General features: G+C 63.2%; 12 protein-coding genes. 7 read left to right on the top strand and 5 right to left on the bottom strand.

All coding sequences use genetic code 11. The features are described 5' to 3' along the window. Positions 1 to 18: 18 nt before the first annotated feature. The 4 genes from phnD to QYS36_RS15235 form a co-directional block, all read right to left on the bottom strand. Complete coding sequence (phnD, locus tag QYS36_RS15250; protein ID WP_308840285.1) at positions 19 to 975, bottom strand: phosphate/phosphite/phosphonate ABC transporter substrate-binding protein; 957 nt, start codon at positions 973 to 975, stop codon at positions 19 to 21. A gap of 113 nt (positions 976 to 1,088) precedes the next feature. Further along, positions 1,089 to 2,030: an AEC family transporter gene (locus tag QYS36_RS15245; protein WP_308840284.1), complete on the bottom strand. Its 942-nt coding sequence runs from the start codon at positions 2,028 to 2,030 to the stop codon at positions 1,089 to 1,091. Positions 2,031 to 2,175: 145 nt separating this feature from the next. Continuing rightward, entirely contained in the window at positions 2,176 to 2,736 is a 561-nt protein-coding gene (locus QYS36_RS15240) for a response regulator transcription factor (RefSeq protein ID WP_070884366.1), read from the bottom strand. 72 nt (positions 2,737 to 2,808) lie between these two features. Continuing rightward, on the bottom strand, positions 2,809 to 4,068 hold the full coding sequence (locus tag QYS36_RS15235) for an ATP-binding protein (protein ID WP_308840283.1): 1,260 nt from the start codon (positions 4,066 to 4,068) through the stop codon (positions 2,809 to 2,811). A 408-nt stretch (positions 4,069 to 4,476) separates the two neighbouring features. Between QYS36_RS15235 and QYS36_RS15230 the strand changes: the two genes are divergently transcribed. Further along, positions 4,477 to 5,184: an SIMPL domain-containing protein gene (locus QYS36_RS15230; protein ID WP_308840282.1), complete on the top strand. Its 708-nt coding sequence runs from the start codon at positions 4,477 to 4,479 to the stop codon at positions 5,182 to 5,184. Between the two features lie 962 nt (positions 5,185 to 6,146). Beyond that, positions 6,147 to 7,745, top strand: coding sequence for an ABC transporter substrate-binding protein (locus QYS36_RS15225; protein ID WP_308840281.1), 1,599 nt, complete (start codon positions 6,147 to 6,149; stop codon positions 7,743 to 7,745). Between the two features lie 270 nt (positions 7,746 to 8,015). On the opposite strand, the gene QYS36_RS15220 is transcribed toward QYS36_RS15225, so the two are convergent. Then, positions 8,016 to 9,245, bottom strand: coding sequence for a Xaa-Pro peptidase family protein (locus QYS36_RS15220; RefSeq protein WP_308840280.1), 1,230 nt, complete (start codon positions 9,243 to 9,245; stop codon positions 8,016 to 8,018). A gap of 199 nt (positions 9,246 to 9,444) precedes the next feature. On the opposite strand from QYS36_RS15220, the gene QYS36_RS15215 reads away from it, so the two are divergent. The 5 genes from QYS36_RS15215 to QYS36_RS15195 all read left to right on the top strand — a co-directional run bounded on the left by QYS36_RS15215 (position 9,445) and on the right by QYS36_RS15195 (position 15,953). Further along, the gene (locus tag QYS36_RS15215) at positions 9,445 to 10,011 is read left to right on the top strand and encodes a cupin domain-containing protein (protein WP_308840279.1); all 567 of its coding nucleotides are present in this window, start codon (positions 9,445 to 9,447) and stop codon (positions 10,009 to 10,011) included. 170 nt (positions 10,012 to 10,181) lie between these two features. Then, positions 10,182 to 11,777, top strand: coding sequence for an ABC transporter substrate-binding protein (locus QYS36_RS15210; protein WP_308840278.1), 1,596 nt, complete (start codon positions 10,182 to 10,184; stop codon positions 11,775 to 11,777). 231 nt (positions 11,778 to 12,008) lie between these two features. After that, the gene (locus tag QYS36_RS15205; RefSeq protein WP_308840277.1) at positions 12,009 to 13,604 is read left to right on the top strand and encodes an ABC transporter substrate-binding protein; all 1,596 of its coding nucleotides are present in this window, start codon (positions 12,009 to 12,011) and stop codon (positions 13,602 to 13,604) included. Positions 13,605 to 13,674: 70 nt separating this feature from the next. After that, positions 13,675 to 14,685, top strand: a complete 1,011-nt coding sequence (locus QYS36_RS15200) for an ABC transporter permease subunit (protein ID WP_308840276.1) — start codon at positions 13,675 to 13,677, stop codon at positions 14,683 to 14,685. A 359-nt stretch (positions 14,686 to 15,044) separates the two neighbouring features. After that, complete coding sequence (locus tag QYS36_RS15195) at positions 15,045 to 15,953, top strand: ABC transporter permease subunit (RefSeq protein WP_308840275.1); 909 nt, start codon at positions 15,045 to 15,047, stop codon at positions 15,951 to 15,953. Positions 15,954 to 15,958: the final 5 nt, after the last annotated feature.

Genomic DNA, 15,958 nt, shown 5'->3' with positions numbered 1-15,958 from the left:
TCCTCGCTACGACCTCGATCACTTGTCGCACGCGTAGCTCACGTCCATGGCCTGGTCGATCTTGCGCACCACTTCCCAGTGTTGCTGATAGGTGATGGGGATGAACTGCGCCTGGCCGGAGTTCTTGAATTCCGCCTGCAGCGCGGTGCCCTCCCAGTCGAACGTCTCGAAACCCTTGCGCACCTTGTCGGCCAGTTCCGGCTTGAGGTTGTAGACATAGCCGTAACCGGTGGTAGGGAAGGTTTGCGAGGTGTACAGCACCTTGTACTGGTCGGGCTTGACCACGCCGCGCGCCTGCATTTGCGAGAGCACCGAGTTGGCGATGGCGGCGGCGTCGTAGTCGCGGTTCACCACGCCCATGATCGAGTTGTCGTGCTTGCCGGAAAACGCGGTCTTGAAGTCCTTGTCCGCTTCCAGGTTGAACTCGGACTTGAGCAGCGCCGAGGGCGCCTTGAAGCCGGAGTTGGAGGTTGGCGAGGTGAAGGCGAGCGTGCGCCTCTTCAGGCTCGGCACATCATCGATACCGCTGCCGGCATAGGTGATGATTTCCATCTGGTAGCCGAAACCGCCATTCTCGTCGGCCATCATGGTGAAAGGCACGAAGCCGGCGCAGTTGACCGCCAGCGGCACCGAGCCGGTGTTGAAGCCGGCGATGTGCAAACGGCCGGCGCGCATGGCCTCGAGCTGGGCGGCATTGGACTGCACGGGAAAGAACCTGACCTTCTTGCCGGTCACGTCCTCCATGTGCTGCAGGAATTCGTCCCACACCTTGGCATACACGGCCGGGTCTTCCACCGGGGTGTAGGCGAAGATCAGCGTGGCCGGATCCAGCCACTCGCTGGGCTTGGCAGGCGCATCGGCGACCATGTCGTCGTTGCCGTCGGTGTAGCGCGAGGAGAGATCCGCGGCGTGGGCACTGCCCAGCACGGGCAGCAACAGGGCGGGAAGCAGTCGGCAGAAAGGGGCGCGCGGCATGGTCGTGTCCTCGGCGGCTGAAAAAGGCTTCCGGCCACCTTAGGGAGCACCCATGACACTTTTGCTGCAACGCAGCGCACCGCAAAGCCTTGCAACGAAGTGGCAATTGGCCGCTAAACCCAGCCCGCCCACTGCAGCAGCAACAGCCCCACGTTGGTGGTGACCACCGCCGCCAGCGTGGTGATCACGATGATTGCCGCGGCAAGCCGGTAGTTGCCGTTCACCGCCCGGGCCATGACGAAGCTCGACGCCGCCGTGGGGCTGCCCAGATAGAGGAACAGGATCGCCAGGTCGGCACCGCGAAAGCCCAGCGCCCAGGCCCCCAGGGTGGCGAGCAGCGGCAGCCAGACCATCTTCATCAGGCTGGAGCTGACCGCCATGGCACTGCTCTCGCGCAGCGAGGCCAGCGACAGCGTGCCGCCAATGCAGATCAGCGCCAGCGGCAGGGTCATCTGCGCGAAGTATTCGGCGGAAACCATCGTCCAGTGCGGCAGCGGCACCTTCCAGTAGGCCACCGGAATGGCCGACAGCACACCGATGATCAGCGGGTTGGTGAGGATGCTCTTGCACAGCGACCAGGGGTCGGCCTTCATGTTCGGCGCGTAGAGGTTCAGCACGATGGCCGACAGCACGTTGTAGCAGAGGATCACGATACCGCCGAGCACCGCCCCCACCGACAGGCCGTAGTCGCCGTACATGCTGGTGGCCAGGGCCAGGCCGACGATGCCGTTGTTGCCGCGGAACGCGCCCTGGGTATAGATGCCGCGATCAACCTTTGGGCAGCGCCAGATCGACCACGCCCAGGCGAGGCCGAAGCTGGCCACGGTGGCGAACACGAAGTAGCCGATCAGCGCCGGTTGCAGCGCGGTACTCAAGTCTGCCTGGACGATGCTGATGAACAGCAGCGTCGGCATGGTGCCGCGAAACACCAGGGACGAGGCGGTATCGATGAAGGGATCGTCGATCCAGCGCAGCCGCTTGAGCAGCACGCCGAGAAACAGCATGGCGAAGACGGGGGCGGTGATCGCCAGTGTCTGCTGGACTACAGCGAGCATGAGGGTCCCGAAAGGTGAAGAGGCCGTGGCAAGCACCGACGTACCTGCAGCCAGGCACGTCGATAGGCTGCTAATGATAGCAAGGCTTCAGCCCTTCGGGCGGGGGCGTGTCAGGTCGCCCCGCTCAGTGGCGAGGCGGCTCACTTCAACGCCGAACCGGGCGCTTCTGCAATTTGCGCTGCAAGGTACGGCGGTGCATGCCCAGGGCCCGGGCGGTTGCCGAGATGTTGCCTTCGTGCTCGGCCAGCACACGCTGGATGTGCTCCCACTGCAGGCGATCCACCGACATGGGGTTTTCCGGCACCAGGGTGTCGAGGTCGGCGTGCTGGGTCAGCAGTGCGGCGAGCACGTCGTCGGCATCGGCCGGCTTGCACAGGTAGTTGCAGGCGCCGCGCTTGATGGCCTCCACGGCGGTGGCGATGCTCGAGTAACCGGTGAGGATCACCACACGCATCTCGGCATCCAGCTCCAGCAGCTTGGGCAGCAGCACCAGGCCGGAGTCGCCTTCCATCTTCAGGTCGAGCACGGCGTAGTCCGGCAAATCCTGGGTGGCCAGCGCCAGGCCTTCCTCGGCGGAGGCCGCGGTGGACACACGCAGCCCGCGGCTGCTCATGGCGCGCGCCATCACGCGGGTAAAGGTGGGGTCGTCGTCGACCAGCAGCAGATGGGGCTGTTCTTCGCTTTCCAGCAGCGTTTCGTCACTCATGGATCACTCCTCAAAACATGCTCGCGGCCTGCCGGCTTGGCAGTGCGCTGCATCGACAATCCCGCGCCGGGCTCACACCCGGGCGTAGGCACGCGGCAACTTGAGCTCGGTGAGCGTGCCGCCCTCTTCATGGTTATACAGCTTCACCGTGCCGCCGGCGCGGGTCACGCTGGCCTGGCTGAGAAACAACCCGAGGCCGAAGCCCTTGCCTTTGCCCTTGGTGGTGAAGAATGGCCGCCCCAATTGCTCGGCGATGGCCAAGGGTACACCCGCGCCATAGTCGCGGATGCTCAGGCGCACCCATTGATGATCCCAGTCCAGGCTGATTTCCAGGTTGTCCGGGCAGGCATCGGCGGCATTGTTGAGCAGGTTGAGCAGCGCCTGGGTCAGGTCGGCCGGCGGCATCAGTTGCGGCGACTTGCCCACGCCCAGGCATTCGTAACGATAGCTGGCTTCAGGGCGCATCAGGTGCCAGCGATTGAGGGTGGTTTCCAGCCAACTGACCGCCGGCATTTCCACCACGGCCTGGCGACGATCCGCTTCGGCGGCGCGCACCAGCTGCTGGAGGGTTTCCTTGCACAGCTTGACCTGCTCCTGCAGCAGCGCCAGGTCTTCCTGCAGCAACGGGTTCTGGTGCTCGCGGCGCAGCTCCTTGATCAGCACGCTCATGGTCGCCAGCGGCGTACCGAGTTCGTGGGCGGCACCGGCAGCCTGGGTGGCCACGGCCAGCAGCTGCTGGTCGCGCATGCCCTCCTCGCGGCGTTCGGCGCGCAGTTTTTCCTGCTGGCGCAGCTCTTCGGCCATCTTGGCGACGAAGAAGGTGATCAGCCCCGCCGCCAGGGCGAAGCTCAGCCACATGCCGTAGACCAACAGGCTTTCGCGCGGCCCCACCGGCAGTTGCAGCGGGTGCGACCAGACCAGCAGCAGCGTGTAGGACGCCAGCGCCATGCCGCCGAGCATCATGGTGAACAGCCACGGCAGGGTCGCCGCGGCGATGGTCAGCGGTACCAGGTAATAGGACACGAAGGGGTTGGTCGAGCCGCCCGAGTAATACAGCAGCACGCTGTGGATGATCAGGTCGAAGCCCAGGTGGATGGCATACTCGGCCTCGGTCACCGGCCAGGGCCCGCGCAGGCGCAATGCGGTCAGCAGGCACAGCACCAGGGAGGCGCCCAGGGTGATGCTCAGCTGCAACCAGGGCAGTGGCAACAATTCGGATTTGTAGGCCAGGCCAACCGAACCGGCCTGCGCGGCCAGCACCAGAAAGCGAATAAGGGTCAGCCGCCAGAGGTTCTGGCGGCTGGCCGAAAGCAGTTGTACGGGGGCGAGCATCGATACTCCTCTATGGGCGGCTCTAAAAACGTTGGCGAGGCAGTCAGCACAAGGCAAAAACAGGCGAAAAACGATCGGAGTCGCGATCGACTTTACGAGTTGCAAATGAGCATTTTGAGCCTGTTTTTAACGCAGTGATGGCAACGCAGGTAGTTTTTAGAGTTGCCCTATGCTCGTTGGCGAGCCCGGCGAGTATAACCAAGCCCGTCGGCGGCCTGATGCGGCAACGCGCCGCAGTCGTACGACGATTGCCTGCCAGGCACCGGATCAGCGCAGTCACTTGCCGATGCCGGTGGTCAGAGGTGGGGTGAATATTTTTTCGATTGGCTTAACCCGAATCCCCAGCTTGCCTCGTCTAACCCCATGAACACGGTCTTTGTCCGTGCCCGCTATCGATAAGGAATCGTCATGCTGCCACTGTCCCGTCTCGCCACCGCACTGGCTTTCAGCACCGCCGGCCTGCTCAGCATCGCTGCGCACGCCGATGAGCCGCGCTACAACCAGATTTCCCTGAGCACCCAGGTCAGCCATGAAGTGGCCCACGACCTGATGCAGGTCACCCTGTACACCGAAGCCCAGCACCAGGACCCTGCGGCGCTGGCCGCCGAGATCACCCGCACCCTGAATGCCGGCCTCACCCAGGCCCGCGGCGTGCAGGCCGTCAGCGTGTCCCAGGGCAGCCGCAACAGCTACCCGGTGTACAGCGAGAAAGGCGAGGCAATCACTGCCTGGCGCGAACGCGCAGAGATCCGCCTGGAAAGCGCCGACTTCGCTGCGCTGTCCAAGCTCACCGGCGACATGCTGAAAACCCTGAAGATGGGCGGCATGAGCTTCAGCATCGCCGATGCCACGCGCAAGAAGGAAGAAGACGCACTGATCAAGGATGCCGTCGCCGCCTTCAAGGAACGCGCTCAACTGACCACCGAAGCCCTGGGCGGCAAGAGCTACAAGCTGGTCAGCCTGAACCTCAACAGCGGCGGCTTCGTGCGCCCGCCGATGCGCATGGAAGCCATGAAGGCCTCGGCGTTCTCCAGCGACAGCGTGACGCCGGAAGTCGAAGCCGGCACCAGCCAGGTGACGATGAATGCCGACGGCGTGATCGAAGTGCAGCTGTAAATGCTCGGCTCGTAATGGCTCAGGGGAAGCTGCGACCACCGTCGCAGCTTCCCCTTTTCTTTGGTTCTTCGCATTTTAGGGGAGTGCTTGGTTGACACCGGACTGGCAAATAAGTGTTCGCTGTCGATGACTTGGCACTCTCCATTAGCACGCCGCCTGGCCGTATGGGTTTCGCCCCTTACGGGCGCCTTACTTTCTTTGCTTGTGCAAAGAAAGTAAGCAAAGAAACACACCCATACATACGGCCCCGGGCTGCGCCGGGGTTCCCTCATTCCATCACCACTCCAGGGGCCCGCTGCGAAGGGCCATCCCTGGCCCATCGCAGCTCTCGCGACATCCATGTCGCTCAACCCCTTACCTGGTGATTCCACTCGGCCTCCTGAAGGGGAATTGGGCGTCGCCTGTTTGATCGCAGCTCGAGAGCAAAAGCAAAAACAGACGCCGCCGAGCTTGAGTGTGTGGAAATCTTGCAAGCTCGCGCTCCGGTCCCGTCAGGAGGCCGAGTGGAGGTGTCGTGTAGGGGGACGAGCCGCATGGACGCGGCGAGAGGCTTAATGGGCCAGGGATGGCCCATGTAAGCCGGCCCCCGGAGCGGCGCCGGAGCGAGGGAAGTTTCGCGCAGCGAAACCCGGATGTCGGGGTGCCCTTCTTTGGCACACCTTTCTTGGGCAAGCAAGAAAGGTGTGGCGCCCGTACGGGGCGCAACACAAAGGTTCAGTAGACGCGGTAATGGATAGTGCTAAGCCAGTAAGTGATACGCACACAAACTTGCCAGTCCGGTGTCAACCCACACTTTCCCCAAACCGTGCGAAGAACCTCTTTTTTGCCCCGAGCTTTTCGGCACAACCCGTGCATAGGCTGAAACAAGGTCTAGGCTCAAGGCAGGCTCGTCATCATCCGACATGCCCTGTTTCCAAGCAGCAGACCCCTCAGGAAAAAAACACAATAGACATGAGGTAACCATGCACAAGAACGCCTTTATCCAGGCTTTTGTCGTCGCCGGCCTGATCGCCAGCGCCCCCTTCGCACAGGCCGCCGGCAACCTGGTGTACTGCTCCGAAGGCAGCCCAGCGGGTTTCGACCCCGGGCTCTACACCACCGGCACCGACTTCGATGCGGGCGCCGAAACGGTCTTCAACCGCCTCTCGCAATTCGAGCGCGGCGGCACCTCGGTGATCCCCGGCCTGGCCGAGAAATGGGACATCAGCGACGACGGCCTGACCTACACCTTCCACCTGCGTGAAGGGGTCAAGTTCCACACCACCGACTACTTCAAGCCGAGCCGCGAATTCAACGCCGACGACGTGCTGTTCACCTTCAATCGCATGCTCAACAAGGACGACCCGTTCCGCAAGGCGTACCCCACCGAGTTCCCGTACTTCACCGACATGGGCATGGACAAGAACATCGCCAAGATCGAGAAGGTCGACGAGCACACGGTGCGCTTCACCCTCAACACCGTCGATGCCGCGTTCATCCAGAACATGGCCATGAGCTTCGCCTCGATCCATTCGGCCGAGTACGCCGCCCAGCTGCTCAAGGCCGGCAAGGCCTCGGACATCAACCAGAAGCCCATCGGCACCGGCCCGTTCGTGTTCAGCCGTTACCAGAAGGACGCGCAGATCCGCTACAAGGGCAACAAGGAATACTGGAACCCGGATGACGTGAAGATCGACAACCTGATCTTCGCCATCAACACCGACCCCTCGGTACGCATGCAGAAACTGCGCGCCGGCGAGTGCCACGTCAGCGTGTTCCCACGCCCGGCCGACCTGGAAACCCTGAAGAAGGATCCCAAGCTGCAGATGCCCGAGCAGGCTGGCTTCAACGTCGGCTACCTGGCCTACAACACCGAGCACAAGCCGTTCGACCAGCTCGAGGTGCGCCAGGCCATGGACATGGCGGTCAACAAGCAGGCGATCATCAATGCCGTGTACCAGGGCGCCGGCCAGGTGGCCGTGAATGGCATGCCGCCAACCCAGTGGTCCTATGACGACACCATCAAGGACACCCCCTACAACCCGGAAAAGGCCAAGGAACTGCTCAAGGCGGCCGGCGTTAAGGAAGGTACCGAGATCACCCTGTGGGCCATGCCGGTGCAACGCCCATACAACCCCAATGCCAAGCTGATGGCCGAAATGCTGCAGGCCGACTGGGCGAAGATCGGCATCAAGGCGCGCATCGTCAGCTACGAGTGGGGCGAGTACAACAAGCGCGCCAAGGCTGGCGAGCACGACGCCCTGCTGATCGGCTGGACCGGCGACAACGGTGACCCCGACAACTGGCTGAGCGTGCTGTATGGCTGCGACGCCATTGGCGGCAACAACTACAGCCGCCTGTGCAACAAGGAGTTCGACGCCCTGCTGAAAAAGGCCAAGGCGATCAACGACCGTGAAGAGCGCACCGTGCTCTACAGGCAGGCTCAACACCTGCTCAAGGCCGATGTGCAGAACACGCCAATCGCCCACTCCACGGTGTATCAGCCGATGAGCACCCGCGTTAAGGACTTCAAGATCAGCCCGTTCGGGATCAACTCCTTCTACGGCGTGAGCATCGAGTAATATCGCTGCCTGAATGAAAACGCCCGGCCAATTGGCCGGGCGTTTTCGTTTCCAGGAACCTGCTCATGATCTTGCGGATCGACTTCAGCACGTTGCCTGCAAAGTGGCGGGAGCGGACATTTGTAGGGTGGGCGACGCTTCACCTACGCGGCCCGACCCGTCCACCGCTCTGCAATCGCAATGGTGGATGAAAAGAGCGTCATCCACCCTACGTAGATACGTTGCGAAGGCAGCCTTTCTTATCCTGTGGGAGCAGGCGCTAAGGACGGCTCAGGCGTTCAGCCCGAACGGGTCGTCCACCGAATGGCTGGGCTGGGTAAACCAGCGAGGGCCTTCGGCCGTCATGTAGAAGTGGTCTTCCAGGCGGATACCGAATTCGCCGGGCACGCAGATCATCGGCTCGTTGCTGAAGCACATGCCCTCGGCCAGCGGCGTGTCATCGCCGCCGACCAGGTACGGGCCTTCGTGGATGTCCAGGCCAATGCCATGGCCGGTGCGGTGCGACAGGCCTGGCAGCTTGTAGCCAGGGCCAAGGCCGGCGGCTTCCAGGCTGCGCCGTGCGGCGGCGTCCACGCTGGCGCACGGCGCACCGAGTACGGCGGCGTCGAAGGCAGCCTGCTGGGCGGCCTTTTCGGTGTTCCAGAACTCGCGCTGGCGCTCGCTCGGCGTGCCGAAAACGTAGCTGCGGGTAATGTCCGAGAGGTAGCTGTGCACCTGGCAGCCGGTGTCGATCAGCACCATGTCGCCATCTTTCAGGGTCTGCGCATGCTTCACACCATGGGGGAAGGCGCTGGCCGGGCCGAACAGCACGATGCAGAAGATCGAACCCGGTGCGCCGACCTTGCGGTGTGCCTGGCGAATGAACTCGGCCACCTCGGTGGTGCTGATGCCTTCATGGAGAATGCTGGCGGCGGCCTTGTGCACTTCCAGGGTCATGTCCTTGGCGCGCTGCATCAGGGCGATTTCCGCCGCTGATTTACGCTGCCGGCAGGCCGTGGTGATCACCCCGGCATCGACGAAGCGGTAACCGCTGGTCAGCTTGCGAATGCCTTCGAACATGAAAAAAGGCAAGGAAGAACAAAGACCTACCTGAGGCGGCGCACCATCATTGGGCACCACGCCGAGGCGGCGCAGGCAACGCAGCAGCAGTGCGTAGGGGCTCTCGTGCTCTTCCCAGGTATTGATGGTGCCCGGCACCACCTGGAAGTCGCGCACGGTGCCTTCCTCGAAGGTCGGCGCCAGGTATTCCAGCGCGCCGCTGGCCGGCAGAATCGCCCCGACCATGCGCTCGCTGGGGTTCCACTTCACCCCGGTGAAGTACTGCAGGTTGCTGCCTGCGGCGATGAACAGCGCCTCGATGCCCTGTTCGCCCATCAGCGCCTGGGCCCGTTCGATACGCGCCTGATACTCCGCCTCGCCGATCGGCTGTGCGCCGGCCGTCATGTCCTGCAGGCGCGCCAAGGCCTGCTCCGGCGTGCTACCGCCCACTCCCAGTGTCATCTGCACATCCTCGTCTGGCGACGGCAACGGAGATCGCTGCCGGGTCGTTCACTGGGGCAAAATTTAAGTGCAACTTAAATTCCGGTCAAAGTATTTTTCAGTGGGACTTAAAAAGCCCGCTAATCTTCCGGCTCAACTCCGTACGCCGCCTCGCCTAGGTACAGGTATACTCGGCCCATTCGAACAACGAACCTCCACCATGTCAGCAGATCGCATTGGCGAACGCCTGCGCCGCTATCGGCGGGCCGCCGGCAAGACCCTCAATCAGGTAGCGGCCGACGCCGGCCTGACCGCCAGCTTCCTGTCCCAGGCCGAACGCAACCTCACCGGGGTGTCGATCTCGTCCCTGGCGAGCATCGCCAAGTCGCTGAACGTGCCGCTCAACGCACTGTTCGATCAGCCCGAACAGGCGCAGCCCGACTCCCACGTCGACCAGCGGGTACGCTACACCGTCGGCGGCCAGCTGCTGGCCTACGAGCGGCTGTCCAGCTCGTTTCCCGGCAACTCGATCAATGCGGTGAAGATGAATATCCCGGTGGGCTACGAGTCGGAGCTGATCGCCCACGAGGGCGTGGAGTTCTCCTACGTGCTGGCCGGGCAGATCGTCTACACCATCGAGGGTCGCGAGTATCCGCTGGGCCCCGGCGACTCGGTGCATTTCGATGCCGGCAAGCTGCATCGCCTGGCCAACGCCGCCGACGCGCCTGCCGAAGTGCTGACCATGACCACCATGGCACTTTTCGACGACCGCCCCCTCAACGAGTGATTTTCGCCCCAATTCAGGGCAATTATGCGCAATGTTAGTGCTGCTTAATTTTTGTTGACCGAAATTTCAGCATGACTTAATTTCGAGCCCGACCCGGTGAGCTATCCGCTATCACCGCATTCCGAGCTCGCGCTGAACCCAGGCGCGAACAAAAAGAAAAAGAGGTTCGCATGCGCATGTCTCTCCTGTGCAAGGCTCTGCTCACTGCAGGTCTGCTCTCCAGTGTTTCGCTCGCCCAAGCCAGCAATCTGGTGTATTGCTCCGAAGGCAGCCCGGGCGGTTTCGACCCCGGCCAGTACACCACCGGCACCGACTTCGACGCGGCCTCGGAAACCATCTTCAACCGCCTGGCCGAATTCGAGCGCGGCGGCACCAAGGCCCAGCCGGGCCTGGCCACTTCCTGGGACATCAGCGAAGACGGCCTGACCTACACCTTCCACCTGCGTGAAGGGGTCAAGTTCCACACCACCGACTACTTCAAGCCGACTCGCGAATTCAACGCCGACGACGTGCTGTTCACCTTCCAGCGCATGCTCGATCGCAACCACCCGTTCCGCAAGGCGTACCCCAGCGAGTTCCCGTACTTCACCGATATGGGCCTGGACAAGAACATCGCCAAGATCGAGAAGACCGACGACCACACCGTGGTCTTCACCCTCAACGCCGTGGACGCCGCCTTCGTGCAGAACCTGGCGATGAACTTCGCCGCCGTGCACTCGGCCGAGTACGCCGACCAGCTGCTCAAGGCCGGCAAGGCCTCGGAAATCAACCAGAAGCCGATCGGCACCGGCCCGTTCGTGTTCAGCCGTTACCAGAAGGACGCGGCGATTCGCTACAAGGGCAACAAGGAGTACTGGGCGCCTGAGCAGGTGAAGATCGACAACCTGATCTTCTCGATCAACACCGACGCCTCGGTACGTGCCCAGAAGCTGCGCGCCGGCGAGTGCCAGATCACCCTCAACCCGCGCCCGGCCGACCTCAAGGGCCTGCAGGCGGACAAGAACCTCAACGTGCCGACCGCTCCGGGCTACAACCTGGGCTACATCGCCTACAACGTGACCCGTGCGCCGTTCGACAAGCTCGAAGTGCGCCAGGCGCTGGACATGGCCGTGAACAAGCAGGCGATCATCGACGCCGTGTACCAGGGCGCCGGCCAACTGGCCGTCAACGGCATGCCGCCGACACAGTGGTCCTACGACGAGTCGATCAAGGACGCCGGCTACAACCCTGAAAAAGCCAAGGAGCTGCTCAAGGCTGCTGGCGTCAAGGAAGGCACCGAGATCACCCTGTGGGCCATGCCCGTGCAGCGCCCATACAACCCCAACGCCCGCCTGATGGCTGAGATGCTCCAGGCCGACTGGGCCAAGATCGGCGTCAAGGCGCGTATCGTCAGCTACGAGTGGGGCGAGTACATCAAGCGCGCCCACGCCGGCGAGCACGACGCCATGCTGATCGGCTGGACGGGCGACAATGGTGACCCCGACAACTGGCTCGGCACCCTGTACGGCTGCGCCTCGGTAGACGGCAACAACTTCTCCAAGTGGTGCGATGCCGAATACGACAAGCTGGTAGTCGCTGCCAAGCGGGTGACCGACCAGAACGAGCGTACCGAGCTGTACAAGCAGGCCCAGGTGGTGCTCAAGCGTGAAGTGCCGATCACCCCGATCGCCCACTCCACCGTCTACCAACCGATGCGTGCCAGCGTGAAGGGCTTCCAGATCAGCCCGTTCGGCCGTAACAGCTTCATCGGTGTGAGCAACGACTGATCGCGTACCGACCACTTCGCGGATGCCTCTGCGAAGTGGCCGGGCGATGGGTTGAAACAGCTGCGGAGCCTTGCCGTGAAAGCGCTCACCTCCAGCACCTTCGGCTTATCGACCGGTACGCATGACGCCACGTAGCCCACGTGGCGTTGAATATTTTCTGGGCATAGACGTCACGGCCTGCCGCGTGCGGGCCGTGACGTCTATGCTGACCTGATTAGCAGGGGGCACTCCATGCAATCGTTACCGCTCCGCGCCGCCCTGGCCGCCATCGTTCTCGGCGCCGCCGGCAACCTCGCTGCCAAGCCGCTGGTGGTATGCACCGAAGCGAGCCCCGAAGGCTTCGACATCGTCCAGTACACCACCGCGGTGACCGCCGATGCCTCGGCCGAGACGGTGTTCAACCGCCTGGTCGACTTCAAACCCGGCACCACCGAGATCCAGCCGGCGCTGGCCGAACGCTGGGAGGTCAGCGCCGATGGTCTGACCTACACCTTCCACCTGCGCGAGGGTGTGAAATTCCACAGCACCGATTACTTCACCCCCACCCGAGAATTCAACGCCGATGACGTGCTGTGGAGCCTCAATCGCCAGCTCGACCCCAAGCACCCGTGGCACGACAAGGTCAACGTCGGCTACCCCTACTTCGAGAGCATGGCGTTCCGGCAATTGCTCAAGTCGGTGAGCAAGACCGACGAGCACACCGTGGTCATCACCCTGAACCGCCCGGAAGCGCCCTTCCTGCGTGACATGGCCATGGCCTTTACCTCGATCTACTCCGCCGAGTACGGCGATCAACTGCTCAAGGCCGGCAAGACCGCCGAGCTCAACAGCAAGCCGATCGGCACCGGGCCGTTCATCTTCCAGCGCTACAACAAGGACGCCCAGGTTCGCTACAAGGCCAACCCCGACTACTTCCGTGGCAAGCCGCCCAGCGACCCGCTGATCTTCGCCATCACCACCGACAACAACGTGCGCCTGCAGAAGCTGCGCGCCAACGAATGCCAGGTGGCGGTCTATCCCAAGCCCGATGACGTGCCTGCGATCAAGGCCGACGCCAACCTCAAGGTCGACGAGATCGAAGCCATCGTCACCGGCTACATCGCCATCAATACCGAGCACAAGTACCTGAGCGACGTGCGCGTGCGCCAGGCGATCAATCTCGCCTTCGACCGCCAGCGCCATGTCGAGCAGCTGTTTGGCAAGGGCAACGCGCTGGTCGCGGTCAACCCTTACCCGCCAACCCTAATCGGCTACAACGCCGACAACCGCAACCCGCCCCGCGACCTGGACAAGGCTCGCGCCCTGCTCAAGGAAGCCGGCGTGCCCGAAGGCACGGTGATCACCCTGTTCACCCGTAACGGCGGTGGCCAGACCAACCCCAACCCGCGCCTGTCGGCGGAAATGCTGCAGGCCGACCTTGCCGAGGTTGGCCTCAAGGTCGATATCCGGGTGATGGAATGGGCCGAGATGCTGCGCCGCGCCAAGAACGGCGAAGCCGATCTGGTTTCCGCCGGCTGGGCCGGTGACAACGGCGACCCGGACAACTTCCTGAGCCCGCTGCTGAGCTGCGAAGCGGCAAAAAACGGTGAGAACTATGCACGTTGGTGCAACCCTAAGTTCCAGGAACTGATCACCCAGGCCCGTGGCGTGACCGACAACGATGAACGCGCCAGCCTCTATCGCCAGGCCCTGGCGCTCTACGCCAAGGACCAGCCCTGGATCAACCTGGCTCACCCGAAACTGTTCACCGCCATGCGCAAGGACGTCGAGGGCTATCACATCAGCCCCCTGACCACTAACAACTTCGCCACCACCCGGGTGAAGTAGACAAAAAATAACCGCCGGCGGTACACATGCCGGCGGGCTGCCCTGACCGGCCAATGAGGTACCTCCGACGATGTTGAGTTTTATTGCGCGCCGCCTGGGTCTGCTGATCCCCACGTTCTTTGGCGTCACCCTGCTGACCTTCGCCCTGATTCGCATGATCCCCGGTGACCCCGTGGAAGTGATGATGGGCGAACGTCGCGTCGACCCGCAGATGCACGCCGAAGCCATGGAGCGCCTGGGCCTGAACAAGCCGTTGTACGCTCAGTACCTGGACTACATCGGCCAGTTGGCCAAGGGCGACCTGGGCGAGTCACTGCGCACCCGCACCCCGGTGTGGGACGAGTTCACCACGCTGTTCCCCGCCACCCTGGAACTGACCCTCGCCGCGCTGCTGTTCGCCGGCACCCTGGGGCTGATCGCCGGGGTGATCGCAGCGCTGAAACGCGGCTCGCTGTTCGATCACGGTGTGATGGGCATCTCGCTGGCCGGCTATTCGATGCCGATCTTCTGGTGGGGCCTGCTGCTGATCATGTTCTTCTCGGTGTGGCTGGGCTGGACGCCGGTATCCGGGCGTATCGACCTGCTCTACGACATCCAGCCGGTGACCGGCTTCATGCTGATCGACACCCTGCTCTCCGACGAGGAAGGCGCGTTCGTCAACGCCCTGCGCCACCTGATCCTGCCGGCCATCGTGCTCGGCACCATTCCGCTGGCGGTGATCGCCCGCATGACCCGCTCGGCGATGCTCGAAGTGCTGCGCGAAGACTACGTGCGCACCGCCCGCGCCAAGGGCCTGTCACCGGGCCGTGTGGTGTTCGTGCACGGCCTGCGCAACGCGCTGATTCCGGTACTCACCGTGTTCGGCCTGCAGGTCGGCACGCTGCTCGCCGGCGCGGTGCTGACCGAGACGATCTTCTCCTGGCCGGGCATCGGCAAGTGGCTGATCGAGTCGATCGGTGCCCGCGACTACCCGGTGGTGCAGAACGGCATCCTGCTGATCGCCTGCCTGGTGATCCTGGTCAACTTCGTGGTCGACATCCTGTATGGATTGGTCAACCCACGCATTCGCCACCAGCGCTGAGAACCGGCCATGACCTGCTGCGCGTCGGCGATGCCGCGTCAAAATCCCTCTCGAGATGCTCATTGGCTACAGCCAACTGCGCTCTCTCGACGAATTTTTCCTTGCCTCGCGCTAGCTCGCGAGGCCATGAACCGATTCTCCGGAGTCATGATGGCAACTGATACCAATACCTCCGTAGGGTGGATGACGCTTTTCTCATCCACCATGACCGCGCCGCGGTGGACGGATAAAGCGTCGTCCACCCTACGAAATACGTCCGTAGCCTGGGTTGAGCATCGCGATACCCAGGTCGCGCTCTCCCGGGCGTCGCGTCGCTCGAACCGAGCCACGTCCCAATCCAATACCCATGAGGTGCGAGCATGACCTCGACGACCACCACGCCTATCGACCAGAGCCTGGTCTACCCCTCGCCGCTGAAGGAATTCTGGAGCGCGTTCAGCCATAACAAGGGCGCCGTCGCCGGCCTCGGCTTCATGATCCTGATGGTGTTCTGCGCGCTGTTCGCGCCGTGGATCGCGCCCTACTCGCCCAGCGAGCAGTTCCGTGATGCACTGCTGACCCCACCAGTATGGCTGGATGGCGGCCAGTGGCGCTTCATCCTCGGCACCGACGAAGTCGGCCGTGATTTGCTCTCGCGCTTGATCCACGGCGCGCGCCTGTCGCTGCTGATCGGCCTGGCCTCGGTGGTCATCTCGCTGATCCCCGGCCTGCTGCTGGGCCTGGTCGCCGGCTTCTTCCCGCGCCTGATGGGCCCGTCGATCATGCGTTTGATGGACATCATGCTGGCCCTGCCGTCGCTGCTGCTGGCGGTGGCCATCGTCGCCATCCTCGGCCCAGGCCTGATCAACACCGTGATCGCCATCGCCATCGTTTCGCTGCCCTCCTACGTGCGCCTGACCCGCGCTGCGGTCATGGGCGAGCTGAACCGCGACTATGTCACCGCCGCCCGTCTGGCCGGTGCCAGCCTGCCACGGCTGATGTTCGTCACCGTGCTGCCCAACTGCATGGCGCCGCTGATCGTGCAGGCGACCCTGAGCTTCTCCTCGGCAATTCTCGACGCTGCCGCCCTGGGCTTCCTCGGCCTCGGCGTGCAACCGCCAACGCCCGAGTGGGGCACCATGCTGGCCTCTGCGCGCGACTACATCGAGCGCGCCTGGTGGGTGGTGACCCTGCCGGGGCTGGCGATTCTGCTCAGCGTATTGGCGATCAACCTGATGGGCGACGGCCTGCGCGATGCGCTGGACCCGAAACTCAAGAACGCGATCTGAGGAGG

Origin of the sequence: Pseudomonas sp. G34 (assembly GCF_031119625.1) — a bacterium.
Taxonomy (GTDB): domain Bacteria; phylum Pseudomonadota; class Gammaproteobacteria; order Pseudomonadales; family Pseudomonadaceae; genus Aquipseudomonas.
Note: the sequence above shows the minus strand (reverse complement) of the source record. Positions and strands in the feature narration are given on the sequence as shown.

Excerpts from the sequence above, each read along its gene's own strand:
- QYS36_RS15205 (WP_308840277.1), top strand. The coding sequence starts at position 12,009 with ATGCAATCGTTACCGCTCCGCGCCGCCCTGGCCGCCATCGTTCTCGGC.
- QYS36_RS15230 (WP_308840282.1), top strand. The coding sequence starts at position 4,477 with ATGCTGCCACTGTCCCGTCTCGCCACCGCACTGGCTTTCAGCACCGCC.
- QYS36_RS15210 (WP_308840278.1), top strand. The coding sequence starts at position 10,182 with ATGCGCATGTCTCTCCTGTGCAAGGCTCTGCTCACTGCAGGTCTGCTC.
- QYS36_RS15195 (WP_308840275.1), top strand. The coding sequence starts at position 15,045 with ATGACCTCGACGACCACCACGCCTATCGACCAGAGCCTGGTCTACCCC.
- QYS36_RS15240 (WP_070884366.1), bottom strand. The coding sequence starts at position 2,736 with ATGAGTGACGAAACGCTGCTGGAAAGCGAAGAACAGCCCCATCTGCTG.
- phnD (WP_308840285.1), bottom strand. The coding sequence starts at position 975 with ATGCCGCGCGCCCCTTTCTGCCGACTGCTTCCCGCCCTGTTGCTGCCC.
- QYS36_RS15200 (WP_308840276.1), top strand. The coding sequence starts at position 13,675 with ATGTTGAGTTTTATTGCGCGCCGCCTGGGTCTGCTGATCCCCACGTTC.
- QYS36_RS15225 (WP_308840281.1), top strand. The coding sequence starts at position 6,147 with ATGCACAAGAACGCCTTTATCCAGGCTTTTGTCGTCGCCGGCCTGATC.
- QYS36_RS15215 (WP_308840279.1), top strand. The coding sequence starts at position 9,445 with ATGTCAGCAGATCGCATTGGCGAACGCCTGCGCCGCTATCGGCGGGCC.
- QYS36_RS15220 (WP_308840280.1), bottom strand. The coding sequence starts at position 9,245 with ATGACACTGGGAGTGGGCGGTAGCACGCCGGAGCAGGCCTTGGCGCGC.
- QYS36_RS15235 (WP_308840283.1), bottom strand. The coding sequence starts at position 4,068 with ATGCTCGCCCCCGTACAACTGCTTTCGGCCAGCCGCCAGAACCTCTGG.
- QYS36_RS15245 (WP_308840284.1), bottom strand. The coding sequence starts at position 2,030 with ATGCTCGCTGTAGTCCAGCAGACACTGGCGATCACCGCCCCCGTCTTC.